This window comes from Candidatus Peribacteria bacterium (genome assembly GCA_023038255.1).
Lineage (GTDB): Bacteria > Patescibacteriota > Gracilibacteria > Peribacterales > Peribacteraceae > CALREJ01.
In genome coordinates this window covers 687,126-712,333 of record CP082927.1, presented here as the reverse complement: position 1 = coordinate 712,333, position 25,208 = coordinate 687,126, and the positions used below count along the sequence as shown (strand labels likewise).

The window sequence follows — 25,208 nt, the reverse complement described above, 5'->3', positions numbered from 1 at the left end:
TTCCCGATGACCGATAACCGGTAACTGATAACCAAGCATCATGCCATCATCCACGTCACAGGCTATTCATGTGCTGTTCCCGCAGGACGGTGAATCGTGGGCGCAACTCGTCGAGCGCATGAAGCAGACAGACGGCGAAATCCTCCTCGTTCTGTCAGGACGGGAAAACGATCTGCTTGCCGCGAAAGACGTGCGTACATCCTTTTTCCGTGACTGTAAAAAAATCCAGCAGAGATTGCGCATTGCAACCAAGCAGCCAACAGTCGCCGCAGATGCACGTTCGCATGGCATCCGTGTGCTCGATCGGACGAAGTATATGCGCACACTTCTGGCAGGACACCCAAAGTTGAACGAAGCGCTCAGACTGTTTTCACCGCATCTCTGGCGTCAGCAGCTGAAGTCACGACTGCAGCGGATGGGACTGCTGGCGGTACCGAAATTCCGGACCTTCTTTCTCTTTGCGCTGAGCATCGGACTGTTTTATGTGGTGGTGTTCCGCCTGCTTCCGTCTGCCGATATTTACGTGCAGCCGCGCGAAGAAGCCATCAATCAGACCATCAATATTTTCCTCACGCAGAGTGGCGCAACACTCGAATCAACCAGTCATGTTCGTACGATGCCCCTTGTGCCTGTTGCGGTGCAGCTGCAGCATACGATGAAATTTGATCACATCAGCAAGCAGTTTATCGGACAGTCCGCACGTACCGAACTCACCATCATCAACAAATCCAACCAACTCTATTCGCTGCGCGTCGGTACGCGTTTTTCAAACCAGGCGGGCATGATCTTTAAAATTCTGGATCCCGCAAACGTGCCTGCCAAGAGCGAACTTGTGGTCCGCGCCGAAGCGGCTGATGAAGACCTGTACGGTCAGATTATCGGTGACCGCGGCAATGTACCTGCGGGGCTCAAATGGGATATCCCGGGACTTGCGATCGAAGAGCGTCCGAATATCTATGCGGAGAACAAGAAGCCTGCAACGGGGGGAACCACTGCGTATAAGACTGTGTTGCAGAAACAGGATCTGGATGTGGCGCAGGCGCTGTTTCAGAAAGAGCTCCTCGCCTCTGCAAAAGAAGCGGTGGCAAAAGAACTCGTCCGCCGGAATATGCAGAATCCGGATGTGGTGCTGAAGCTGTTTGATTCCAGCCAGCTCACCCAGGTGGCATATAACAACATCACTGTTCCGATGGATCAGATCGGGCAGACTGTGACATCCATTACCGTCGCGGGGGAGATTGCCTACAGCGGTTTTGCGTACGATTCCAAAGCGATTCTCGAACTTCTGAAAAACGAACTGCGGTCTCACACCAGAGAAGGGCGCAGATTGCTCGACGATAACCTCGGTCTTGCGGATGTCGTCGTCGCCCCCATTGAATGGGATGACGGATTTGCGTGGATCAAGATCACGGTCGACTTAACCGGCAAGCAGGAATATATCCTCGATCCGCTGTCTGCAGATGGCGCCATTTTTGCCAAGAGGCTCCGCGAGCGTGTCGTGAATATGCGACGGGAAGATGCATTACGTGTCATCAAGAATATGCCGGAAGTGGAGAATGCGCGTATCAAGCAATGGCCGCCGTGGAACAGTGTTCTGCCTGCCATTGCGTCTCATATCTCTGTGATTCCTGAGTAATGTGAAGAAAATTCTGCTTCCTCTCTGGCGTGTGGCACTGCTGCTTTTCTGGGTGAGCGTGAGCGTGGTCATGGTTATTATTATTTTGGTTGGAGGATCGTATATGCAGGTTAAAAGCCATTTTACGGGTAATGGAACATTGCCGGCTGACTGTGCTCTCGTCTTTGGCGCGGCGATTTACGGAAACCTTCCCGGTCCCGCTATCATTCGTCGTGTGACTACTGCTGCAGATCTCTATAAAGACGGAAAAGTGCACACACTGATTTTGAGTGGAGGCAGGGGAGAGGGGAACACGCTGAGTGAGGCGGCAATTATGCGACAGGAAGCAGTGCGTTACGGCGTACTCGCAAAAGATATTGTGATTGAGGACCAGTCACATTCCACATGGGAAAATTTACTCCATTCCCAAAACTTGACATCTCAGTGTTCATCGGTTGTAGGTGTCAGTGATGCCTATCACTTGGCTCGTATCGAAAAGATCGCGGAGCGGCAGGGGTGGACCCACTTTGGAACGGTACCGGCGGGGACACGTCCGCCGGAAATGAGTGAACACCAGAGTGTGCTGCGAGAAACATTTGCGTATTTGTATTATGCGCTGTGGATGGATCACTGGATCACCAAAGAGACATTACAGAGAAACTTTGAAAGACCCCGCGTCAGGACCTTGTATAGGTAAAGATCTCTTGCAAAGCCTCTGACGGCCTGTTATTCTATTAACATAAAATGCATTATGTTAAGTAAGCACGATCGATGAAAACTCCTCCCCCGCTACTCTCATCGGCTATCGAACGGTACTTACAATTTTTACAAACAGAAGAGAATAAATCGCGTCTCACTATCACCAATTACCGTCAGTCGCTTGATCTGCTTACTGCACTACTTCCGATCAAATCTGTCAAAGATTTTGATAAAATGGTCATTCGTGACTACAAGCAGGCTCTCAGTGATTTCCGCACACGACAGAACGGGGAAATGGCTGTACGAACACGAAATCATCACCTCACGGTACTCCGTGCATTCCTCCGCTACCTCATCCAGGAAGAAGAAATGGACGTCTACCCCCCTGACCGCATAAAACGGTTCAAAGAGGAGCAGCGACAGGTGAAGGTCTTAACCGGAGAAGAGCTGGAGAGACTCAGGGGAGCGCCTGACACCGATACGAGAGAGGGCAAGAGGGATAGCGCCATCCTCGAACTCTTTTTTTCGACCGGTTTGCGTCTCGCGGAGCTGCGGTCGCTCAACGTCAAAGACCTGAACTACAACACCCGTGAAATTTCCGTTCGCGGAAAGCGCAGCAAAATCCGCGTCGTTTTCCTCTCCGACAGTGCAGTCGATGCATTGAAGGATTACATGCTGAGTCGCACGGATCATCTGACTCCCCTGTTCATCCGCCATCCCGAAAGAGCCACAGACATTATGCCGCCGGGAGAAGAATTCCGGTTATCACGCATCAGTATCTACAACATTGTCAAAAAATATGCGCTGGCAGCCGGCATTGTCTCGAACCCGTCCCCACACACACTGCGTCATTCCTTTGCAACGGATCTTCTCCGTAACGGTGCTGATCTGCGCTCTGTGCAGGAATTGCTCGGGCATAAAGATCTATCCACCACGCAGATCTACACACACGTCACAAATCCTCAGTTGAAGGAGGTGCATCAGAAGTTTCACGGAAAGTAAGCTCTTGTGATGCAGTTGCAAACTTCTGAAGTTCCAGTCCAGTCGCTTTTTGTTCGCGGGGCATCCGCGTATCATTCCCTCGTTATTTTCTCCTCCTCGTTTTCATGGCCACTACACCCACTGGCAACCCTTGGTTTGCTTCCACAGTCGGTCTTGCAGGATTGATTGTCGGATATGTCATTGCAACAGGCATGCAGGGATTCGGTCCCACCAGCCTTGGTGCAACCAATAACCCGTCTGTTCCCGCTGCACCGACGGATCAGCAGGCTCCTGTTGTTCCTCCGACCAACGACACTCCTCCGACAGGTGGTGAAGATGCTCCGTACCTTGGTGAAGATGATGCAACGGTGACTGTTGTTGAATTTACAGACTATCAGTGTCCGTTCTGTCAGCGTCATTTCCAGCAGACGTTTGATCAGATCAAGACGAACTACGTCGACACAGGCAAAATCAAGTACGTCAGCCGTCACTACCCTCTTGGCTTCCATCCGAATGCACAGAAAGCATCTGAAGCTGCTGCGTGCGCAGAAGATCAGGATAAGTTCTGGGAAATGCATGAAGAGCTCTTCAATAAGCAGAGCGAGTGGTCCAACCTCTCTGCTGCTGACGCTGCTGCGAAGTTCAAGGAATACGCAAAAGATGTTGGTGTGAACGCAGGTACATTTGCCACCTGTCTCGATACCGGTGCAAAGACCGCGTACGTCCAGGCTGATCTGGCTGCAGGATCTGCATCCGGCATCGACGGCACACCGGGCTTCTGGATTCTTGGTCCGGATGATCAGAGTCAGAAGATCAGCGGTGCGTATCCGTTTGCAACATTCCAGTCTGCAATCGACGGTATGCTCGACTAATCCTCTCCCCGTATAGACTTTCAAAAGGAGGCGTCGCAAGACGTCTCTTTTTTTATGAAAATGCTCTTGCATTGCTGGGTGTACGAGCGTACACTTCCTTCTCATGCAGCTACTCCCCCACCACTCCCCCGGGACCTCTTACGCTCAGCAGAATGTGGTGATCGATTTCTCGAGTTTGCAGCAGCAGGAAGCCAATAGTGGAGACTTCTCTGTTGCAACAATTGTCGAGTGGGTCCGGAGTTACCCCCGCAAAGGTTCGGTGCATGTCTATCTCCCGTCGGACCATGTGCTGACAAACGCTCGCCAGCTGCAGAGCACCCTTCTCTCCCTCGGTTGCACTGTCACGAGACGGCTTCCTATGTGTCACAACTAATACTATGTCACGCGATACACGCAACGCCGGCTTCGCCTTCGTGGTTTCTACAGCCCTCGTCAGTGCTGCAGCCAGTCTTCCTTATTTCCTTGGTATAGTACGATGACGTTTATTGTTCTTATCATCGGCTTTCTGACGCTTGGGTGGATTATCAAACAGAGCGTTGGGGTGTGATGACTTTCTTAGTGTCATGGTGAGGACGATCGAACCATGAACACGATCAAAGCTACATCTTTCCATTCACCCTTCGAGCGTCCTCAGGGTGACACTTTCACAGAAAAGCATTATCCAATCCTCACAAACTTCCTCTTCCCCACTTTCGTCACACCCGCTTCCGCAACAACATCAAACGCTTCGACAAGTGTCTCATTCATCGTCACCGCCTTCTGTTCAATCAATCTCCGCGCTTCTGATTTTGATGTCAGGATTTTTGCGCGGACGAGAAGATCAATGAGTAGCTCCCCTTTCTCTGCTTTCACTTCCGGCATGTCATCCGGCACTCCTCCCTTTGCAAACACGTTGCTAAATTCTTCTTCAGCGGCATCCGCTTCTTTTTTGGAGTGATACATCGTCACGAGTTCTTTTGCCAAACGCACTTTGAATTCTTTCGGGTTTGCACCTTTCTTCATCGCTTTTTCTACGTCTGCGATTTCTTCCATGGAAATATCGGTGCAGCATTCCATGTAGGTGGTGATCAGCTCATCTTTGATGCTGAGCGTTTTTCCGAACATGTCCTTTGCGCTATCTGTCAGGTAAATGCAGTTGTCGTAGGACTTGCTCATTTTGCGGCCATCCGTTCCTTCGAGCAGCTTCATGGTCATAATAAATTTCTCGCGCTTCCCAAAAGCTTTCTGCAATGTGCGACCAGCGAGCATATTAAATTCTTGATCGGTACCACCGAGTTCGACATCGACATCGAGCATCACGGAATCGTAACCCACCATCAGCGGATACATGAATTCTGTGAGAGAGACAGGCATCCCCTCTTTTAATCTGCGTTCAAACATGTCGCGCTCCATCATCTGGTTCACGGTGAATTCGGATGTCAGTTTCAGAATATCTTTGAAGGACAATTTCTCGAGCCACTTGTGGTTGTAGGCAACTTTGATTTTCTTGAAGTTCAAAACTTTCGATGCTTGCTTTTTGTAATCCTGAAAATTTTTCTCCACCTGCTTTTTTGTGAGCGGCTCACGCATCGCATCTCTGCCGGATGGATCACCAATCATGGCGGTAAAACTTCCAACGAGGAAAATAACTTCGTGACCAGCATCGGCAAATGCCTGCATTTTGCGGAGTGGCACTGCGTGACCGAGGTGAATGTTTGCGCCGGTCGGATCAATACCCCAGTACATGCGGAGTTTTTTTCCGGATGCCAGTTTTTCTTCCGCCAGTTTTTGCGGAATAACTTTCGCGATGCCCCTTGTCAGTAGCCCGTCTTTTGTCATGAATGAGAGTGTACAGGACGAATGGGAAATTTAAAAAATGCCACCCAGTAAACGAAGTTACTGGGCAGCGATTCCTGTACCTAATCTTGGCGCTCATCCGGATCTCGGGGCACAACGGCCCTTACCGGCAAAGAATAATAATACAGGAGGGCTATGGTAGCTTTTTCATTCCCCTCTTCAAGTAATTTTAAATGCTCTCATATAAAAAGATGGAGACACGCATTCCTGCCTATGATGCGTGTCTCCTCGGGAGCAGATCAATTGATCTGCAACCTTTTCTCACCAGAGAGGTGCGAGGTGATCTACAACGAGATCGCCCCTCTGATATGTATATTTTAAACGATTTTAATATATATGCAACTTGGGATTTTCCGCTACAATGCATGTCTATGCACGAATGGATTGTCGAACACCCGGCTCGCCTGGATATTTTTTTGGCCAACCAAAATGTCGTTATTAGCCGTGTGAAGGCAAAAGACGTGGTCAAAGCTGGACATGTGATGGTCAACGGACGCATTGTGCGGAAAGTCGCGCTCGTGCTCGATATTGGCGATAAAGTCGAAATGTCTGAGACGGAAGAACCGGTGACCGAAACCCGGCTGGAAGCTGCTGATTTGAAGATGACTGTGTTGTATGAGGACGATGCATGTCTGGTTGTGAGCAAGCCCGAAGGCCGCTCGGTGCATCCGGGAGCAGGAATGCCGCCCGATGAAGTGACGGTCCTTCATGGAATCGTGCATCTGTTTGCAGAGCGCAAGATCCCCTTCTCCAGCTCGGCTGTACTCGTGCATCGCCTGGATAAAGAGACGACCGGTTGTCTCTTGATTGCAAAAACGCCGGAGGCTCACAAATTTTTGCAGAAACAGTTTGAAGATCGCACAGTGAAGAAAACATATCTCGCGATTGTGGCCGGTATCCCCGACCCACCTACTGCGATGATTGATGCGGCGATCGGACGTTCGACATCGAACAGAACCAAGATGACGATTTTCGGATCATCATCCAAAACCCGTGAGGCACGCACGACGTATACCACACTCGATGCAACGAAAGATGCAGCACTGCTTGCATGCGATCTCCACACCGGCCGCACACACCAGATCCGTGTGCATCTCAATGGCGTCGGCTATCCGATTCTCGGAGATCCGACCTATCTGTCTTCCCTTAGCGAAAAACTGGAACGCGAGTATGACATTCATGATTTGTGTCTGCATGCATGGAAGCTGTCGTTCGTGTCCCCTGCCGATCACAAAGAACACAGTGTTATTGCCGAGCCGTCGGCGGCATTTCAGGAATCGCTGAAAAAGATCGGATTAAAGCTCTAAATGCTGGATCGAAGGTGGCGGGCGTGATAGCTTCAGATATCCCCTCTTTTTCTATGATCTATCCTCACAAACCCGCGCCGGCAGACTTTCCCATCGCAGATATTTTTGTGGAGCGCTGGAGTCCGCGTGCGATGAGTGAACAGCCGATTGAAGAGGAAAAGATACAGACGCTTTTTGAGGCAGCGCGCTGGGCGCCATCGAGCAGCAATCTGCAGCCGTGGCACTATATCTACGCAACGAAAGATGATGGTGCTATGCGCCTTGCACTGGAATCACTGCTCGCAGAAGGAAACAGCTGGGCGAAACATGCGTATCTGCTCCTGATTTCTTTTGCGTACACCAAGCGTAAAAAGTCGGATGGCACGTTTGCGGACAATTATCATCATCTGCATGACACCGGAGCCGCGACCTATTCGATTGCGCTGCAGTGTGAGCCGCTCGGGCTTGTCGGTCACCAGATGGCGGGATTTGATATGACGAAGGCAAATGAGCTGCTCGGTGTTCCCGCGGATTACGTACCGGGTTCTATGATGGCAATCGGCTATCCTGCAGATGTCTCGATTCTTCCGGAGCCGAATCGCTCAAAAGAAAGTGCGCTACGACAGCGCAAAACGCAGGAGGAGTTTGTCTATCACGGACGTTGGTCCAACTGATCAGGTCCGTCCTCTGATGATCTGTCGTGTCTTTTTTACATGTTCGTGCAGCTGTGCGGCTCCCGTCGGGTCATTGAATGTCAGGCGCATGCCAATATTGTCATAATCAAGAGGTGTCTCCGGCTGCACGAACGGAATCTGTGTTGTCATGGCAAAGGCATTCCCTGCCGCAATGAAGTGACTGTTTTCGAAAGATGCATCAGTGAATGGATGTGTGAGGATGCTGATATTTTTTCTGCGTGATAAAGCCTGTATCAGATGTGAATTGCTGTTTTTTCCAAAATACAGTGCGCGAATATACGCATGTTTGGACAGTGCAAGAAGCCGGTCAATTGTATCCACGCTGATCGGTAGCGCTTCGGTATCTCCTGTCAGGAGAGAAATAGTCTTCACGTCCTGCTGATCTGCGTATGTCAGTACCTGGTCAACGGCCATATCGCGATGCCACTGTTGACGTAAAGCTATAGGATCAGTGCTGCGCTTTTGCCGGAAACGTGACAGGAGATTGTGTAAATCCTGACGGATCTCCGGACGAGGTAGGAAGAGTTCTTTTGGTGCAGGGCTGACTGGTTCAGACGGTTCCGTTTCGGGGCGTCCGAAAAAGCGGAAGAAACTCATGGATTAATACTGAACCGTATACGTGAACGAATCCAGGATCTGATTGTTCGCATCGCGCGCGTTAATCTTATACACGTTTGTGCCGCGCTTCAGCGTGCCATAATCCGTTTTCGCAATATAGTTCCAGCGTGTGACACCTGCTTTGTAGAGCTGCAGCTTGTAGCCATTCACCCAGACAGACGCTGTCTGCGCGGAAGTTGTTCCTTCAATCAGGATGTCGCTGCCGGTTGCTGTGTGAGTCGTTCCTGCTGTCGGGCCGGTCACGGTGATCACTCCTGCGGTGAGTGGAGCGTTCTGCGGCAGTGTTGCTTCATCAATCTGTGTTGGAGCTGCAGAGGATGGAGTGGACCCAATGGTGGAACCGGTACTCACGACGCCGACGGTGCCTGCTTCGACGAGAACCGTGAGTGTTGCAGGGGCGCTCGGGTTTCCAGCTGCATCAATGGCGTAGACATTGAAGACGTTCTTGCCGTCGACGAGGTTATTGAGCTGCTTGCTTGCGAGGTAACTCCAGGTGGTGTCATTGGCACGGAAGAGCTGCAGCTTGTAATCATTCACCATCATACCGGCTGCTCCTGCTGGGGCCGTCCCGCGGATTTCGACCTGAGCGTCCTGTGTTCTGTAAGTTTGGCCGTTCTTTGCGGGATTGGTGATCGTCGGCGGGACGATGGTCTGGATAGTTTTGCGGATGGTGCGTGAGACCTGATCAAGCACAATATCATTCATATCAAGCGCTTCGACGCGGATGTCTGTCGTGGCTGCATCAGTCAGCGCGAGTTCTTCGCTGAATGACATGGTGGTGCGGTTCACGGTCGCCTCATGTCCATTAATACGTACGCGTGCGACATTTGATCCTGCTGTCCCGGCAACGGTCACGGTTGGTGTGCTGACAGCTGCATTGTCTGCGGGGCTGCTGAGGACAATGGCATTCGGATCGATCTGAATACCTGTGCCGCTTCCTGTAGCAGAGCTGCCTGCGCGCGTCATCGCTTTGCTCTCTGTAACAAACGGTTTCTGTGCAACAAGCGGATCAATCGCGGAGCGGTACTGCAATGCGTTTGTTCCCGGTTTATCCGGCAGGCTCAGCTGCTGGCCTTCGCCGATGAACTGTTCTTCTTCACTTCCTTTCAGGGTCACTCCCACGCCGTTTCCATCAGCGCTGAAAACGAGCAGTGTCTTGCCGTCGACGGCAGCTTGCGTGTCTGCGGGGATGGTGAGTGTGAAGGCATCAGTGGAAATGGTGCGCAGAATGGAGCCGGAATAGATATCTGCAGACGGTGTATCCACCCACAGAGATCCTTTGGTCAGGGTGACTGCAACTGCTGCTTCCTCTTCATTCTTCTCACTCGTATCAATGGTGAGGTCGGTGCTGCCGTCCAGACGGATCCAGGAATCCTCAAAGAAGGACAGGACAGCGCGTCCTGTGCTTGCTGTGGAAATTTTGTCTGTGGCGTAGAGCGTCATCGTGTCATCAGCCCGCTGCATCAATCCTCCTTCCAGAGAAATATTCACGGTACCTCCTTTCTCGACAGTGAGTCCGACGGCAGCGCGATCAAGCCCGCTTCCCATTCCAAAGAGGCGGATGATGCCACGTCCGAGGAAGTAGAGCACTGTTCCTGCAATCAGCAGGAGAATCAGGCTCCGCACAAAAGACGGAACCACGGATGGTCGTGCAAGGGCGTACGGCCCGCGTCTCTGTCTGTAGCGTCGAAACATAGGAGGAAAAGCGTACGGGATAATAGCAGCTCCATGCAAGAGAGATCCATCGGTTCGATCAATTTCCATACTCAGGGATAGTTCCTGGTTTATAGTTATTGGTTATGGAAACATTTTTTCGAAAATACTTTCTCACGTGAAAACCATCAACCAGGAACTAGGAACCAGTACCCTCGTTACGACGTTACTCTCGCAATCTCCTCCTGACTCGTAATCCCCTGTTCGACGAGCATCTTTCCCCATTCTTTCATCGTCATATAGCCATCTTTGCGTGCCTGTTCCTCCATCAGTTCCGCGCGTTCCTGCACGAGAATCATATCGCGCATGGCCGGGCTGATGGTCAGGAGTTCCGGGAGTGTCATGCGGCCGCTGTAGCTTGCCGGGTCAGCCGGGTCGTAGGTTCCTGCTGCTTTGACTTCCGGTGAGAGTGTGCGGATGAGGCGCTGTGCCAGGATGGCGCGGAGAGCCGGCGCGAATGTATAGGGGCTAACGCCCATAGACAGAAGGCGCGGAATCGCTTCAATTGCGGAGTTTGTATGAAGTGTAGAGAGCACCAAGTGACCCGTGAGCGCGGCATCAATCGCGGTTTGTGCGGTTTCCAGATCGCGGATTTCTCCGACGAGCACAATGTTCGGGTCGTGGCGGAGAACGGAGCGGAGGCCGGATGCAAATGTGAATCCGTGGTCCGGATCGATCTCGCTCTGCACAATGCCTTTGATTTCATATTCGACCGGATCTTCCAGGGTGATGATGTTTCTGGCCGTGCCGATCACTGTCGACAGAAGGGAGTAGAGCGTCGTCGTTTTTCCGGAGCCGGTCGGTCCGGTCACAAGCACAAGTCCGTGTGGCAGCTTTGCAATGTTCTGCAGCTGTGTGACCATGTCTCCCGGGAAGCCGAGATCCTGGAGCGGAATAATACCGCGCTTCGGATCAAGCAGACGGAGAGTAATGGTTTCACCAAAGCGAGACGGGAGCGTGGCGACACGAACGTTCACAATGCGCTTCTGTCCGTTTTCTTCGGTGCCGAATGTGTACTGACCGTCCTGCGGAATATTGGTGATGTTCAGTTTCAGCTTCGAGACGAACTTGATGCGACGGACAAAAGCCTCGTAGTTCGCATGGGTCATGGGACTGAGTTCATCGAGCATACCGCGCAGACGGATTTCCAGGCGGACGTGATCCTTTTCCGGCGAGGTGTGAATATCGGACACGCCGATTTCGGTGCAATATTGCTGGAGTTTGTCCAGAAGTTGCTCGCCGTCGAGGCTGGAAAAGTCAGGATGAGTCATCTAGATATTATAGCACGTTTGGCGCTCCCCTGCTATCCTTTGCGCCTCTGATCCGCCTCTGATGCTTCTCAAAAGATCCTCTCATGTATCGGAAACTCAGAAGAAGCGTTCTCTGCTGCAGAGAATGGTCATTTTGCATAGCGTTTTGGTGGTGTGCGGCCTGACGCTCGTGGCCCGTATGATGCAGCTGCAGATTATTGACAGATCTGAATATCATGACGCAGCACAATCTCAGCACTTCGGTGGCGTCCGTTTGCCGGCGCAGCGCGGTGAAGTTCTTGCGCTCAATAGCAAAAGTGGTGAGACAACTATTCTCGCAACGAACACCACACTCGATCTTCTCTACGTCGATCCTCTCATTGCGGATGATCCCGCCTTCATTGCCGATACGCTCTCGAATATTCTTATTACCGATGCTCTGCATCAAAATTGCTCGGAAGGAAAAGAAGAATGTCCGCGTGAGCTGATCTCCTTTACGGGGTCGCCGTATGCGTCCCGCTACGATCCCCTCTCGTTCGTCCGGAAAATTTCGACCGGATCTCTTCTGGAACCGCTTCCTTCGGAACTGCCGGTGGGAACCGATGCAAAAATTCCGGATATCACGGAAGTCCGCAGACTCTTTGCGCGCAATATCCAGGAACGAATTTCTGAAAAACGTGTGACGTTCGTTCCTATTAAATACAGCGTCACTAAAACGGAAGCAGAGAAAGTGAATGCGTTGAATATTCCAGGCATCACGGTGAATCCGGATTCCAAACTGATTTCAGGAAATCCGGAAGTTCTGCGCCCCGGCTCTCTCTCGTCCATCAGCCGTCAGCTGGCATCCATTCTCAATATTGATCAGGAGAAACTTGAATACTCGTTGCGCTCAAGACCGCTCCGCTACGTTGCGATTATGCGCAGACTGACACCGCAGACATCGCTGCTCATCAAAGAAAAAATGCTCGACTCTCTCACAAAAACCAACGAGCTCCGTGCGAATGCCAAAAACCGCGAAGAGGCGGAAAAAATTGTCGACCCCCTCCGCTCTGTCGCACTCATCGCCGAACACTGGCGTTACTATCCGGACGACACTGTTGCATCGCAAGTGGTCGGATTCCTGAATACGAACCGCGAAGCACAGTACGGTATTGAACGTACATTCGACACGCAGCTGCGTGGACAGGAAGGTCTCATCAGTACGGTGAGCGATCTGCAGGGTGGGCAGATTCTGACCTCCAATCAGAAAATCATTGATGCGAAAAACGGTGATACGGTTGTGCTGACCATCGATCCGTTCATCCAGCGTGCCGTGGAGCAGATGATGCAGGATGGTATCAAGCGTTTTGATGCCGACAGCGGTCAGGCCATTGTCATGGAACCGCAGACCGGCCGTATTCTGGCGATGGTGAATGCTCCTCTTTTTGAACGAAATACGTACGCATCCGTCTACGACAAAGTGCCCATCACTCTCGCTCCTGAAAAAGAGCGCACCATTGTGGTGGAAATTTATAATCCTGAGACGAATGCCCGTGTTGTGAAAGATTATGCAGCGCAGGTCTTTACCGACGAGGGTCGTGCGACTCTCCCGGAAAAAATCCAGAAAGAACTCTCTGCCCTGCAGCGTGATTTTGATCTGAGGGATATCGCACGTCATTATCTGTACCTTGGAGAAAATGACCGCGTGGAAGTCTTCCCGACGGGAGTGGCGGGCATCTGGCTCAAGTACAAAAACAACATCGGTGTCGGTGCGTACCTGAACCGCACGGTGCAGGAAATCTATGAGCCAGGATCGGTCATGAAGCCTATCACCATGGCGATTGCGATTGATCAGGGGGAAATTACGCCGGAAACCATTTATAACGATGACGGCCCCGTGAAAGTGGACGAGTATACCATCAATAACGCGCTGAAAAGATTCTACGGACGCGTCGACATGACGTACTGCCTCGCGTTCTCCATCAACACCTGCATGACGAACATTTCCGGCAGACTCGGCAGTAAACTCTTTGAGCACATGATTGAGAAATTCGGATTCGGAAAAGTGACGGCTATTGAATTGGAAGATGAAGTGACCGGAGACATCAAGCCGTGGCGCCGCTGGAGCTTGTCCGATCTTGCAACCGCATCGTTCGGTCAGGGAATTTCTGCCACACCTCTCCAGGTTGTGACTGCAAATGCCGCACTCGCAAACGGTGGCAAGCTTATGCACCCGACTATTGTGGATAGCATTATTCACGCAGACGGTACCGTCGAAAAATTCGCCCCGCGCATTGTGGATCAGGTCATCACGGAAAAAACATCCGAGACCATCAGTGCCATGCTGGTGAACTCCGCCAACACCGGTTTCGCAAAACGTGGAAAGGTGAAAGGCTACGCAGTCGCCGGCAAAACAGGAACGAGTCAGATCGCCGGTCCCGGCGGACGCTACGAATCCGGCACAGGTTCCACAGTCGGTACATACCTTGGCTACGGTCCGGTTCCGAATCCGAAATTCGTCGTCCTGGTCAAACTCGATCGTCCGAAAAACCAGCAGATTGCCTACGGAGAATCCACCGCCGGTCCGTTGTTCCATGATATTGCGGCGTTCTTGTTTGATTATTATGGGATTCAGCCGACGGAGTAATCCTCCAGCGTGCCAGACCGGTTATGGGTTAGTGGTAATGGGTTATGCGGATCACTTATAAATCCGCACTTGGTTTTCCGTCTTCGTCCAATCTGTAACCCTGTTTCTTTTGCAGCATGGCAATAATTTCACTGATACGAAAAGTAGCTGCATGACTGTCCCGTCGTACCACCTGCATCGCTTTTGTCAGAATGCGTAATGTCGAGATGATAGTTGCATCCTGAATATCGTAAATATTTTTTGTCACACTCGTCGCCATACGGTTTGCGGATTCTATGACCTGTGCCGGATTTCTGTATTCTTCATATCTGTGCAGCTCTGTACAGAGTGATACTTCCCAATAGTGTACTTCTTTCGTATTTTCCATAGTGAGGTATCAATATCCGTCGTTATCAAATACATCGTGTTCTGTCAGTCCGAGCTGCGCACCTAAAAGTGCACGCAATTGTGCCAATGTCTTCCGTTCACGTTTCCTGACCTGCGTGACACTCATATCCAATACTTCACCAATTTCCTTGTGAGTGGTTTTTCCTCCCTCGAGAGTGAGATACCGCATGCGGATAATTTCCTGCTGATCGGGTTCCAGTGATTTGATCAGATTCAACATGACCTGCATTGTTTCCTGTTGCTGCAGTACGAGAGCAGGATCTTTTTCATTATGAGAAATTCTTTGATCCAGCTGCAACACGTCTACATTTTCTCCTTTTGCATTGGCCTTTTTTGCCATCACTGCATGTGCGCTTAATTTTTTCTTTGATTCCCATTTTCTTTTCTCCAATTCCATTGCCTCCCGCATTTCTTCATCAGTCGGTTCCCGTCCGAGGGTGGAGTGCAATGCCTCTTTTCTTTTCGCTACTTTCCTTTGAAAATCCTGTACATGATGCGGAATGTGTATGGTTCCTCTCTGATCGTCAGCTGTTCTGTTTATCTCGCGTTCGATGCAGTATGAGCCGAATGTAGAGAACCGGATGTTGCGGGCTTTGAATTTTTTCGTTCCTTTTATCAATCCCAGATTTCCAGACTGAATGGCATCCTGCAGAGACAGCCCCATTCGTACTTTTGTGCGTGCAATGCTTACAACAAGACGTAAGTTCGATTGAATGAGGTGTTCGCTTGCTTCAGCATCCCCTGCCTCCTTTTGTTCCGCCAATATTTGCTCCTCTGCCGGTGAAAGTAATGGCGATGCATCTATCTCCTGTAAATACACAGCGACAGGATTGAGAGGAGCCGACTGCGAACGTTTAGGAGACATACATGGCTGCGGATTCTAAAACTTTCCCACAGACACGCAAGAGTAAACTATCCTTTTCTTATTCCGTTTCATGAAGGCCTACTTCACCGTCACGCTCTTCGCCAAATTCCGTGGCATATCCGGATCCTTCCCGCGCTGAATCGCGAGTTCGTACGCAAGCACCTGAATCGGAATAATGTTCACGAGAGCCTGTGCTGTTGCAGCATCGGGCACTTTGATCCACTCATCAAAGATTTCGTTGTTCTCCGGAGCAACGCCAATTACAAGCGCACCGCGCGCTTTCAGCTGTACGGCATTACTCAGAATATCCGGCGTCACTTCGTCGTTTCCTGCGAGAACAATGCACGGCGTTCCTTCTTCAATGAGGGCGATGGGTCCGTGTTTCAGTTCGCCGCCGGCAAATCCTTCCGCGTGAATGTAGCTCACTTCCTGAATCTTGATCGCGCTCTCGAGGGCCATCGGGTAGTTCCAGCTCTTGCCGATAATATAAAGGTCTTCTTTTGCCTTGATACGGTCCGCGAGCTGCTTGAGGCGTTCGACGTAGCGCGGGTTCAACATGTCGTTGATCATTGATGCGCTTTCGAGGAGGAGCTTCTTTCCTTCCTGTAGTTTTCCGGCGAGCGCGTATGCAACAAGAAGAAGCACAGCGAGTTGTCCCGTGAGAGCTTTGGTGGAGGCAACGGCACGCTCGGGTCCGGCGTTAATGCGCAGTGTGTAATCAGACGCGCGATCGATACTCGATCCTTCCACGTTCACAATCGAGAGCACTTTCGCACCTTTGCTCTTTGCGACCTGCATAGCCTCGAGCACATCTGCAGTCTCACCGCTCTGGCTGACGACAATTAGCAGCGATTCCTTCTTCAGGAAATGGTGATACACCTTAAACTCGCTTGCTGGAGCGAAATTCACGTGTTTCTGTGCAACGACTGAGAAGAAATATTCCGCAGCCATACACGCTTTTCCAGCGGTACCGCAGGCTGCAAGGAAGGTTCCCTGTGCTTCGTTGATGGCGTTGGCCACGGTCATGATTTCTTCATCACTCTGGTTCACGGCTTTTGCCACGCTCTCTTTCTGTTCCATAATTTCCTTCAGCATGTAGTGTGCGAAATTTCCTTTGTCCGCCTGTTCCACATTGAAGGTGATTTCAATCTCACGCTTGTGATGCTCTGTGCCGGTGTCGATATCCGAGAAAATGATCGACTTGCCGTCTGTCACGACCATCTCTCCGTCATCCAGATACTGCACCGTCTTCGTGTGATGCATAAACGCCGGCGTGTCGGATGCAACGAAGTATCCGTCCGTTCCGACTCCCACAATCAACGGAGAGCCCGTGCGTGCCGCCACCATTGTGTCGCTGGTCGCGTGGACTGCGAGGATCGCGTAGCGGCCGGTGAACTTCTGGCAGGCGAGCCGGACAGCATGTGCGAAGTCATTCGTTTCCTTCAGATATTCTTCAATGAGGTGCGGTGCCACTTCCGTATCCGTTTCCGATGTGAACACATGTCCCTTTGCTTTCAGTTCGTCGCGCAGCTCCTGATAGTTTTCAAAAATGCCGTTATGCACCACGGCGATTGTTTTATCGGTGTTGAACTGTGGATGCGCATTGGCAACCGTGACGCCGCCGTGTGTGGCCCAGCGTGTGTGACCGATCGCGAGTGAGCTGTTACCCGACAGCAGTGCGCCATCCACCCCGCTGATCTTCCCGATCTCTTTCTTGGACGTCAGATGTGTTTCTGTTCCGTTCTTCCACGCAACGCCCCAGGAATCGTAGCCGCGGTACTCAAGGCTCTTCAGCCCGTCCACAGCCATTTTGGTCGCATCAGTTTTGGATCCGATGTATCCGAAGATTCCGCACATATCTATAGAACAAGAAGAGGTATGCCGCGCAGTATACTCATAGGCATTGGGTGCAGCTAGGGGCGAATCGTCAATATTCTGTGAATCTTTTGACCATTCTCTGTTTTCATCGATCAATGAAAATATCTGGCATGTCACACTGTCTTTTTTGAGGGATCAATCAAAACATGCTCTCGCCTTTGTTTGTTCTCCACACAAACGGCGTAATTGCCTCTTGACGCCCCTTTCCCCTTCCTTTACAGTCTCGCGGCTATGCCTTTGACCAAATCAGCCATCAAACGGGTAAAACAGGATAACGCGCGCCACAAGCGTCTCGTTCCCTACAAAACCATCATGAAAACCATGATGAAGAAGTTTGCTGATGCGGTGAAGGAAGGAAAGAAGGATGAGGCAATCGCCCTCATGCCGCAGGTCTATAAGAGTATCGACATGGCTGCCAAGAAGAAGATCATCCATGTGAACACCGCTGCACGCAAAAAGTCCCTGGTGGCTCGTCTCGTTGCAGCCAAATAAGGTTTCCAATGCACCTCCTTGCCCTGGATATCGGGAAGAAACGGACAGGTGTTGCTTTTGTCGATACCGATAATGACATCCCTCTGCCGCTCGATACGATTATCGAAAACACAGTAGATGGAATGATTGAACGGGTCGCCGGTATTATTGATGAACGTGGAGTGGATGAAGTGGTTATCGGATTGCCCCTGCTGCCCTCCGGGAAAGAAGGAGAGCAGGTCCTGTATGTCCGGATGTGTGCTGAGAAACTGGAAGAACGCGGTGTTGCGGTCGTTTTTATGGACGAACGGTACACGACATCAAAAATGACTTCTTTCGACGGCGATGCACGCGCAGCATGTGAACTTCTCCAGACATATCTGGAGAGGCGTTAATAGTTGACGGATGACAGCCTCATGGGAAAATGTCTAAACTTGTTTAAAAACACATTTGTGTCATAAATATCAAATTTGACAAACTCCAAAAATGATATAAATTATAACACTTGCTCGTTTTCACTACATCCGGCCACGGCAACATAACCGTGGAAAACAGTCCAGACGAACCAATGGAAGATCTTTTGCTCCTGTCAATGTTCTGGTAAAACGAAGGATGTTCTCTTTTTCCTCCCGATCCTATGGCTGACGCCTCCTCCACCCTTACTCCTCAGAATACCGCAGCAAGCGGCAAGCTTGCTGTCAATTTACAGTCCTTGCTGGACGATCTTTTTATGGTCTTAACGGAGAAGGAGGCAATGGTGATCAAGCGTCGTTTTGCCCTTCAGGGTCAACCAAAACAGACACTGGAGAAGATTGGACGACATTTTAAGGTGACACGCGAGCGTGTCCGTCAGATTGAGGGCATTGCACTGAGCAAGCTCCGCAGAACAGTCCGCACAACAAAACTTAATGATGTCAACGAAATGGCGAAGAGCATTCTCCGTGTGAACGGTGGCGTGATGCGTGAGGATGAAGTCATCAGCCAGGTCCTCAAGCGCATGCCGAATTCCACAGACCTCGACGGAGCGGTCCTCCGCCTGTCCTTCTCCATTGATACCGACATGAGCACCTCCGGCCACAGCGGAACATTTGTTCCTTTCTGGCGGCTTGACTCTCTGGCCATGGAAGATATTTCCGTGATTGTCGAGAACATGGTGAAGATCCTGAAGAAGCGCCGCAGCTGTATGAAGCGTGAAGAACTCGTTTCATCCGTGCAGGCACTGAACCTCTTCAAGGACAGAATCCCAGGCAAAGAACTCATCAATAGCTGTATGACCATCGACGAGCGTTTGCGCGAGATTGATGAAGGATGGGGACTGACCGAGTGGCGCTTTGTCCGCCCGCGCTCTATCCGTGACAAAGTCGAGATTGTGCTCCGCAAGGCCGGCGTTCCTCTGCACTTCATGGAAATTGCCAACCGCATCCGCGAAGCTCGCTTCGACCACAAGAACGTCACGGTACAGGCTGTCCACAATGAACTCATCCGCTACCCGCAGTTTGTTCTCGTTGGACGCGGTCTCTACGCACTCCGTGAGTGGGGCTACGAACCGGGTACCGTTGCTGATGTGATTGAAGCAATTCTGAAGGAAAAGGGTCCTTTGTCCAAGAAGGAGATCATCGCCGAAGTTGCCAAGCAGCGCACGGTGAAGGTTGGAACCATTTCCCTCAACCTCCAGAAAATGCCGTACTTCGTCCGTGTGGGTCGCGCTGTCTACTCCTTCGACTCCGCTAAGAAGTAAGCATTCTCCCATTGATTCTAAAAAATCCGCCCACAAGGCGGATTTTTTGTTGTCTGAGCTAGATGCTTGTAAGCTGTGTCCATGTCCTCCTCACTCAAAACCCGCATTTTTGCCATTGGTCTCACGACGTTCATTGCCGTTGTGTTTCTGAATGGCTGCCAGAAAAAAGATGTGATCGTTCTTCCCACTGGTCCGCAGACGCTCACAGGTGCCCTCTCTCCTGTCGATCTGTCTCTCACACGCCGTGGCACAGATGTCCTGCGACAGGATGGCCATGACGTGTATTACGTGGAAAGCAGTGTTGTGAACCTGCGTGCATTTGCCGGTATGGATGTGACGATTACAGGAACACTTGAACTGAATACGGATTCCAAGGCACTCCCTGTTCTGATTGCCACACAAGTCACACGCATTGAACAGCCGTCCCATCCGTGGACTATTCCAGCACTCAAGCTCACCTTCTCCGCACCCCTTGCCTGGAACGGTGATGTCTTCGATGACGGTATCCGCTTCACACAGACCGGATCGTCTACGGCACTCCTGACGATCAGCCGCTCATCTCTTGCCAGCCTCCCGTCCGGCACGCCACTGGTAGTCGGTGGCCAGCGGGCAGTCCGTGTGACGACCGGCTCAGGACTGGTCGTGTATGTACAGAATGGTCAGGACGTGATTGCTATTTCCCTGGACGACACACTGAGTGATCCTACACGCAAAGAACCTGTGCAGAGCGTGTTACAACTTCTGAAGACCATCACATTCACACACACCCCTTCTTCCGCTGCAACAACCGGAACAGGATCTCTGTCCGGCACGCCGTGCGGCGGACCTGCGGGAATTTTGTGTGTATCCGGAAGCTACTGTGCGGTAACGGATACCACTATCGGAAGCGGTATCTGCCGGCCGTTGGGTGGACGCTGAATGAGTGAGGTTGAGGGTGTACTTTCATACACCATCATCTTTTTCTCATCTATCAAGTTCACTTTCTTGATCAGGAGGATGAATGGAGGAATAGTAGGTGTACGTTCGTGTACCACACTATTTCTTTTTCTTTCACCACTCGTATGATGAAGCAATCCACTACCCTCTCCTCCTCTATGGACACTGATGCAAAGATCAAGGCTCCTGCAGCCGCTAAAAAAGTTTCCCTCACGCCGGATCAGATTAAAGTTGCCTCTATCCAGAATGCTCTCGACCAGATCAAGAAGCAGTATGGGGACGGCGCGATTATGGAGATGGGTGACAACAGCATTTCCCAGATTGCCCGCTTCGGGTCCGGATCTCTCTCACTCGACCTCGCCCTTGGCGGCGGCTTCCCGGTCGGGCGTATTATTGAAATCTACGGTCCGGAATCCTCCGGAAAGACAACCCTCGCACTCCACGCCATTGCAGAAATCCAGAAAGCAGGCGGCCGCGCGGCATTCATTGATGCTGAGCATGCGCTTGATCTTTCCTACGCCAAGAAGATCGGTGTCGATATCGATAGTCTCCTCGTCTCCCAGCCGGACGATGGCGAGCAGGCGCTGGAAATTACGGAGACACTTGTCCGTTCCAGTGGTATCGATCTCATCGTCGTCGACTCTGTTGCCGCTCTCACGCCGCGTGCAGAAATCGAAGGAACCATGGGAGACAGTCATATGGGTCTGCAGGCACGTCTCATGAGCCAGGCACTCCGTAAGCTCACTGCCATTGTCAGCAAGACCAACTGTTCTGTTATTTTCATCAACCAGCTGCGTATGAAGATCGGGGTGATGTTTGGAAACCCGGAAACCACAACCGGCGGCAATGCTCTCAAGTTCTACGCATCGCTCCGTCTGGATGTCCGCCGTATCGATAAAATCACCGAGAAGATCGGGACAGGTGACGGTGCTGAACAGGAAATTGTCGGTAACCGCACTCGTGTGAAAGTGGTGAAGAACAAAGTTGCTCCTCCGTTCCGTCAGGCGGAATTCGATATCCTCTACGCCCGCGGTATCAGTAAGGAAGGAGATATTCTCGATCTTGGTGTGAAGTATGGTGTCATTGAAAAGGCAGGTGCCTACTTCCGTTACGGCGAAGAGACTATCGGGCAGGGGCGTGAAGCTGCACGCCAGAACCTTATTGCGAATCCAACACTGACGGCAAAGCTCGACGAAGAAATTCGTTCGAAGGCGACGCCTGAGTAACAGGAGATATTGTATGGAGGAAGAGCGGGGTGAATCCCCGCTTTTTTTCTGTAAAAATTAGTATCAGAAATTATTCGCACTATGCGGACAGCGGAGTAGCATGCCTCTATGCAGGAGGAACTCTTCAATCAATATGGCTGGCGGCTGACACTCGACACGGCATCATTGCCGGATGGGCGGACGAAACAGTCTGTCCGCGTGCACCGCTGTGACTCTGTTCATATTCTCGCGTTTCCAAAACCCGGTCATATTTTGCTCTTAAAAGAGTACCGTCCGTTCTATCAGGAATACATCTGGATGCTGCCGAGCGGAAAAGTGGACAAAGAGACTGATGTCCTGACTGCTGCAGGACGGGAATTGCAGGAAGAAACAGGATTTGCGGCAAACATCATGACGCCTTACGGTCAGATCTACACCTCTGATTCAATTGTCATTACCAATAACATTTTTCTCGCGAGTGATCTCTACAAGAGTCCCCTGCCCCAGGATGATGATGAACTTATTGAAGTCTTCGAATTGCCTATCAAAGAAGCGATTGATCGTGTGTTCTCTTCTCCACGCATCCACTCACCCAGCGTGGTCGCGCTTCTCAAATACGCGCGTGAACACAACCTCTAATCCACACGTTATCCACATTTCCTCCACAGGAAAGTAATTTATTTCCACATGAACAGAGACTAGTCAAGAAACGTGGCAAGACCAAGTGGATTGTCAGGCGGGGTGATCACGTTACAATCAGTCCCCTGCTTATTTCCCGACTCCTATGACGACGACCGCAACGATGTTTGATGCACCGCCGCATTCTCTGGAAGCAGAGAAGACCGTTTTGGGTGCATTACTTCTCGATCCTGAAGCGGTTGTGAAAGTGACAGACTTTTTGCTGCCCCAGGATTTTTACGATCCGACGTACCGGGAAATCTTCCAGGCGATCTTCGATTTGTACATGGCGCATGAGCCGATCGACTTTATTACTGTTACAAACAAGCTTGCGGACAGTAAAAACGTGCAGAGCATTGGTGGAAGCGCGTTTCTTGCCGAACTTGCATCGTCTGTCCCCACGTCATCACACGTGTATCAGTATGGGCAGATTGTGAAGGCGAAAGCGCTTAACCGGAATATTATCGAAGCGGGACGGCGCATTGTGGGCCTGGGCTATGAGGTGGATAAGCCGATTCCGGAGATTTTGGATGCAGTGGAGAAGACGATTTTCCAGATTACGAATACCTTCCTGAAAGAAAAGTTCGTGCACATCCGCGACGTGCTTGATGAGCGCTATGAGAAATTTGCGGAATTGCATGCGTCCCCGAATGACGATGCCATTAAGGGGGTGCCGACGGGATTTTCTGCTCTTGATGCCAAACTGACCGGTTTCCAGCCGAGCGATCTTGTCATTCTCGCAGCACGCCCGTCCATGGGTAAAACAAGCTTGGCGATGAACATGGCGGTGAATGCCGCTATCAAATATAAAAAGACAGTTGGCATTTTCTCCCTGGAAATGAGCAAAGAACAGCTGGTCGATCGTCTTTTTGCGTCCATGCTCGGTGTTGACTCATGGAAACTTCAGCGCGGTAAACTCGACGACAGTGACTTCCAGAATATGGGTCCCATCATGGACGAACTCAGCAAAGCCAATATCTTCATTGATGATTCCTCTGCCTCTTCCATGCCGGAATTCCGCACGAAGGCACGCCGTCTGCAGATGGAACATGGTCTCGATATGATCGTGATCGACTACCTGCAGCTGATGAGTACGAATAATGCGAACTACGCCGGAAACCGTGTGCAGGAAATTTCGGAAATCTCCCGTACCATCAAACAGATTGCGCGCGAACTACACATCCCGATTGTCGCCCTCTCGCAGCTGTCCCGTGCGGTTGAAGCCCGTCCGGATAAAAGTCCGCAGCTCTCCGATCTCCGTGAATCCGGTTCCATCGAGCAGGATGCCGACATTGTGATGATGATGTACCGCGAGGACTACTACAACGAAGATTCCGACCGCCAGGGAATAACCGACATCTTCATCCGCAAACACCGTAACGGTCCGACCGGTCGCGTGGAACTTCTGTTCAAGAAGGAGCAGATGCGGTTTTATGACATCGACAAAGTGCACGGTCAGCCGTAATCTAGGATTACTTTCCTATGGAGCCGTTTGCGTTGTCACCGGCCAGACCGGAGATCTCCCTTCTCGGGATTCTCGGGTACGCACTCTTTGCGTTTGCTGTCGTGCTGACGCTCACGCCCTGGTTTGTTGCATTCCTCCGCAAAAACAACATCGGAAAACAGCTGCGTGTTGAAACGGTCGACGGGAAAGATCCGATGATTTTCCGCACGTACCATCAGAGTAAATTCGGGACGCCGACGATGGGTGGACTTCTTATCTGGGGTGGTATTTTCCTGACGGTCTTCATGTCGCGCCTGCTCGCGCTACCAGGCCTTGTGGAGCATTCCCTGCTGCAGCGTGGACAGGTGTATCTGCCGCTCTTTGTGCTGTTCTCGCTCGGTATTCTCGGGGCATTTGATGACTACCTGAATATTATCGGCACCGATGAAGCACGTATGCGCAGAGCGATGCGCAGAATCAAAACATTTGTGCTCGCAAGCGCTGTCGTGGTTATTCCTGCCGCTCTCTACTTTTTCATCAACTATCTCCGTGCTCCGACCATCGAAGCTGTAACCCCGGGCTTCGGCTTCGGGCTCATCGGGGTTTCAGTCTGGTATGCCTTCTTCCTGTTTGTGATGATCTTCTTCGCGCTCAGCGGTGTCGTGCTCGATGACGCATTGCAGAAGGTGCTGCTTGGAGAACGCAAGAAAGGCGGCCTCGGCGTCATGCCGAAAATTCTGTCCCTTCTCATCCTGAGTCTCATCGGCGCTCTGTGGTTTTACTTCAAGCTTGATATCAGCCAGATCCATGTGCCCTATGTGGGTGAAGTGAATCTCGGACTCTGGTATATCCCCGTCTTCATGTTCATTGTCGTCGGGACGTCCAATGCGGTGAACTTTACGGATGGTCTTGATGGCCTTGCCGGCGGACTTCTGGTGATTGCGTTCGGCGCCTTCGGGATTCTTGCGTATGTCGAAGGCCTGTTTATTCTCTCTGCTTTCTGCGCAGTCTGCGTGGGTGCTATTGCCGCCTTCCTCTGGCATAACGTTCCGCCTGCGCTCTTCTTTATGGGCGATACGGGATCACTCGCCCTTGGAGGAACGCTCGCGGTGATTGCCATGATGATTGACCAGGCGATGATTCTGCCGCTCATTGGCTTCGTGTTTGTGATCGAAATGCTTTCTGTAATCATCCAGCTCACCAGCAAGAAACTGCGCAAAGGCAAAAAAGTATTCCTCGCAGCTCCCATCCATCATCACTTCGAGGCCTTGGGTTGGGGGGAAAGTAAAGTAACCATGCGTCTCTGGATTGTGGGCGGATTTGCCGCTTTGCTTGGAATCATCCTTGGATTGGTCCGCTAAAGGATGACAGATGCACTTGCTTGATTTCGCTCTGCATAGCCGTATCATAAAGCC

23 protein-coding genes are annotated in these 25,208 nt (G+C 51.3%); 16 read left to right on the top strand and 7 right to left on the bottom strand.

The genetic code is table 11. The features are described from left to right. Positions 1 to 40: 40 nt before the first annotated feature. The 5 genes from K8942_03365 (at position 41) to K8942_03345 (ending at position 4,540) form a co-directional block, all read left to right on the top strand. Positions 41 to 1,636, top strand: a complete 1,596-nt coding sequence (locus K8942_03365) for a hypothetical protein (GenBank protein UPA22079.1) — start codon at positions 41 to 43, stop codon at positions 1,634 to 1,636. 1 nt (position 1,637) lies between these two features. Then, positions 1,638 to 2,312, top strand: a complete 675-nt coding sequence (locus K8942_03360; protein ID UPA22078.1) for a YdcF family protein — start codon at positions 1,638 to 1,640, stop codon at positions 2,310 to 2,312. Between the two features lie 74 nt (positions 2,313 to 2,386). Further along, complete coding sequence (locus K8942_03355) at positions 2,387 to 3,316, top strand: tyrosine-type recombinase/integrase (protein UPA22077.1); 930 nt, start codon at positions 2,387 to 2,389, stop codon at positions 3,314 to 3,316. Positions 3,317 to 3,420: 104 nt separating this feature from the next. Then, positions 3,421 to 4,167: a DsbA family protein gene (locus K8942_03350; GenBank protein UPA22076.1), complete on the top strand. Its 747-nt coding sequence runs from the start codon at positions 3,421 to 3,423 to the stop codon at positions 4,165 to 4,167. Between the two features lie 103 nt (positions 4,168 to 4,270). Next, complete coding sequence (locus tag K8942_03345; GenBank protein UPA22075.1) at positions 4,271 to 4,540, top strand: hypothetical protein; 270 nt, start codon at positions 4,271 to 4,273, stop codon at positions 4,538 to 4,540. A 284-nt stretch (positions 4,541 to 4,824) separates the two neighbouring features. Here K8942_03345 and tyrS read toward each other — a convergent pair whose 3' ends face one another. Next, positions 4,825 to 5,985, bottom strand: coding sequence for a tyrosine--tRNA ligase (gene tyrS / locus K8942_03340; protein ID UPA22074.1), 1,161 nt, complete (start codon positions 5,983 to 5,985; stop codon positions 4,825 to 4,827). Positions 5,986 to 6,368: 383 nt separating this feature from the next. On the opposite strand from tyrS, the gene K8942_03335 reads away from it, so the two are divergent. Further along, complete coding sequence (locus K8942_03335; GenBank protein UPA22073.1) at positions 6,369 to 7,310, top strand: RluA family pseudouridine synthase; 942 nt, start codon at positions 6,369 to 6,371, stop codon at positions 7,308 to 7,310. 53 nt (positions 7,311 to 7,363) lie between these two features. After that, positions 7,364 to 7,963 (top strand): nitroreductase family protein, encoded by a 600-nt coding sequence (locus K8942_03330; protein UPA22072.1) that lies wholly within the window; start codon positions 7,364 to 7,366, stop codon positions 7,961 to 7,963. Here the strand turns inward: K8942_03330 and K8942_03325 are convergent, their stop codons facing one another. The 3 genes from K8942_03325 to K8942_03315 form a co-directional block, all read right to left on the bottom strand. Next, positions 7,964 to 8,581 (bottom strand): hypothetical protein, encoded by a 618-nt coding sequence (locus tag K8942_03325; GenBank protein UPA22071.1) that lies wholly within the window; start codon positions 8,579 to 8,581, stop codon positions 7,964 to 7,966. 3 nt (positions 8,582 to 8,584) lie between these two features. Next, positions 8,585 to 10,297: a hypothetical protein gene (locus K8942_03320; protein UPA22070.1), complete on the bottom strand. Its 1,713-nt coding sequence runs from the start codon at positions 10,295 to 10,297 to the stop codon at positions 8,585 to 8,587. 176 nt (positions 10,298 to 10,473) lie between these two features. Further along, positions 10,474 to 11,586 carry a GspE/PulE family protein gene (locus tag K8942_03315; GenBank protein ID UPA22069.1) on the bottom strand — a complete coding sequence of 371 codons (1,113 nt, stop codon included), beginning with the start codon at positions 11,584 to 11,586 and terminating at the stop codon, positions 10,474 to 10,476. Positions 11,587 to 11,710: 124 nt separating this feature from the next. Here K8942_03315 and K8942_03310 point away from each other — a divergent pair, with 124 nt between their 5' ends. Next, a complete protein-coding gene (locus K8942_03310; GenBank protein UPA22068.1) occupies positions 11,711 to 14,191 on the top strand; it encodes a penicillin-binding protein 2 in 2,481 nt (826 codons plus the stop codon). 55 nt (positions 14,192 to 14,246) lie between these two features. Here the strand turns inward: K8942_03310 and K8942_03305 are convergent, their stop codons facing one another. The 3 genes from K8942_03305 to glmS form a co-directional block, all read right to left on the bottom strand. Next, positions 14,247 to 14,558 carry a hypothetical protein gene (locus K8942_03305; protein UPA22067.1) on the bottom strand — a complete coding sequence of 104 codons (312 nt, stop codon included), beginning with the start codon at positions 14,556 to 14,558 and terminating at the stop codon, positions 14,247 to 14,249. 9 nt (positions 14,559 to 14,567) lie between these two features. After that, a complete protein-coding gene (locus K8942_03300) occupies positions 14,568 to 15,443 on the bottom strand; it encodes a sigma-70 family RNA polymerase sigma factor (protein UPA22066.1) in 876 nt (291 codons plus the stop codon). A 78-nt stretch (positions 15,444 to 15,521) separates the two neighbouring features. After that, positions 15,522 to 17,300: a glutamine--fructose-6-phosphate transaminase (isomerizing) gene (glmS, locus tag K8942_03295; protein ID UPA22065.1), complete on the bottom strand. Its 1,779-nt coding sequence runs from the start codon at positions 17,298 to 17,300 to the stop codon at positions 15,522 to 15,524. Between the two features lie 252 nt (positions 17,301 to 17,552). Here glmS and rpsT point away from each other — a divergent pair, with 252 nt between their 5' ends. The 8 genes from rpsT to mraY all read left to right on the top strand — a co-directional run bounded on the left by rpsT (position 17,553) and on the right by mraY (position 25,154). Then, complete coding sequence (gene rpsT / locus K8942_03290) at positions 17,553 to 17,813, top strand: 30S ribosomal protein S20 (protein UPA22064.1); 261 nt, start codon at positions 17,553 to 17,555, stop codon at positions 17,811 to 17,813. Between the two features lie 8 nt (positions 17,814 to 17,821). Continuing rightward, positions 17,822 to 18,187 (top strand): Holliday junction resolvase RuvX, encoded by a 366-nt coding sequence (gene ruvX / locus K8942_03285; GenBank protein UPA22063.1) that lies wholly within the window; start codon positions 17,822 to 17,824, stop codon positions 18,185 to 18,187. Between the two features lie 242 nt (positions 18,188 to 18,429). Then, positions 18,430 to 19,530: a hypothetical protein gene (locus tag K8942_03280; GenBank protein UPA22062.1), complete on the top strand. Its 1,101-nt coding sequence runs from the start codon at positions 18,430 to 18,432 to the stop codon at positions 19,528 to 19,530. An 81-nt stretch (positions 19,531 to 19,611) separates the two neighbouring features. Beyond that, on the top strand, positions 19,612 to 20,448 hold the full coding sequence (locus K8942_03275) for a hypothetical protein (protein UPA22061.1): 837 nt from the start codon (positions 19,612 to 19,614) through the stop codon (positions 20,446 to 20,448). 176 nt (positions 20,449 to 20,624) lie between these two features. Further along, positions 20,625 to 21,692, top strand: a complete 1,068-nt coding sequence (gene recA, locus K8942_03270; protein ID UPA22060.1) for a recombinase RecA — start codon at positions 20,625 to 20,627, stop codon at positions 21,690 to 21,692. Positions 21,693 to 21,800: 108 nt separating this feature from the next. Further along, positions 21,801 to 22,310 carry an NUDIX hydrolase gene (locus tag K8942_03265; GenBank protein UPA22059.1) on the top strand — a complete coding sequence of 170 codons (510 nt, stop codon included), beginning with the start codon at positions 21,801 to 21,803 and terminating at the stop codon, positions 22,308 to 22,310. Positions 22,311 to 22,473: 163 nt separating this feature from the next. After that, positions 22,474 to 23,814 (top strand): replicative DNA helicase, encoded by a 1,341-nt coding sequence (gene dnaB / locus K8942_03260; GenBank protein UPA23143.1) that lies wholly within the window; start codon positions 22,474 to 22,476, stop codon positions 23,812 to 23,814. Between the two features lie 17 nt (positions 23,815 to 23,831). Then, positions 23,832 to 25,154 (top strand): phospho-N-acetylmuramoyl-pentapeptide-transferase, encoded by a 1,323-nt coding sequence (gene mraY, locus K8942_03255; protein ID UPA22058.1) that lies wholly within the window; start codon positions 23,832 to 23,834, stop codon positions 25,152 to 25,154. Positions 25,155 to 25,208 lie beyond the last annotated feature (54 nt).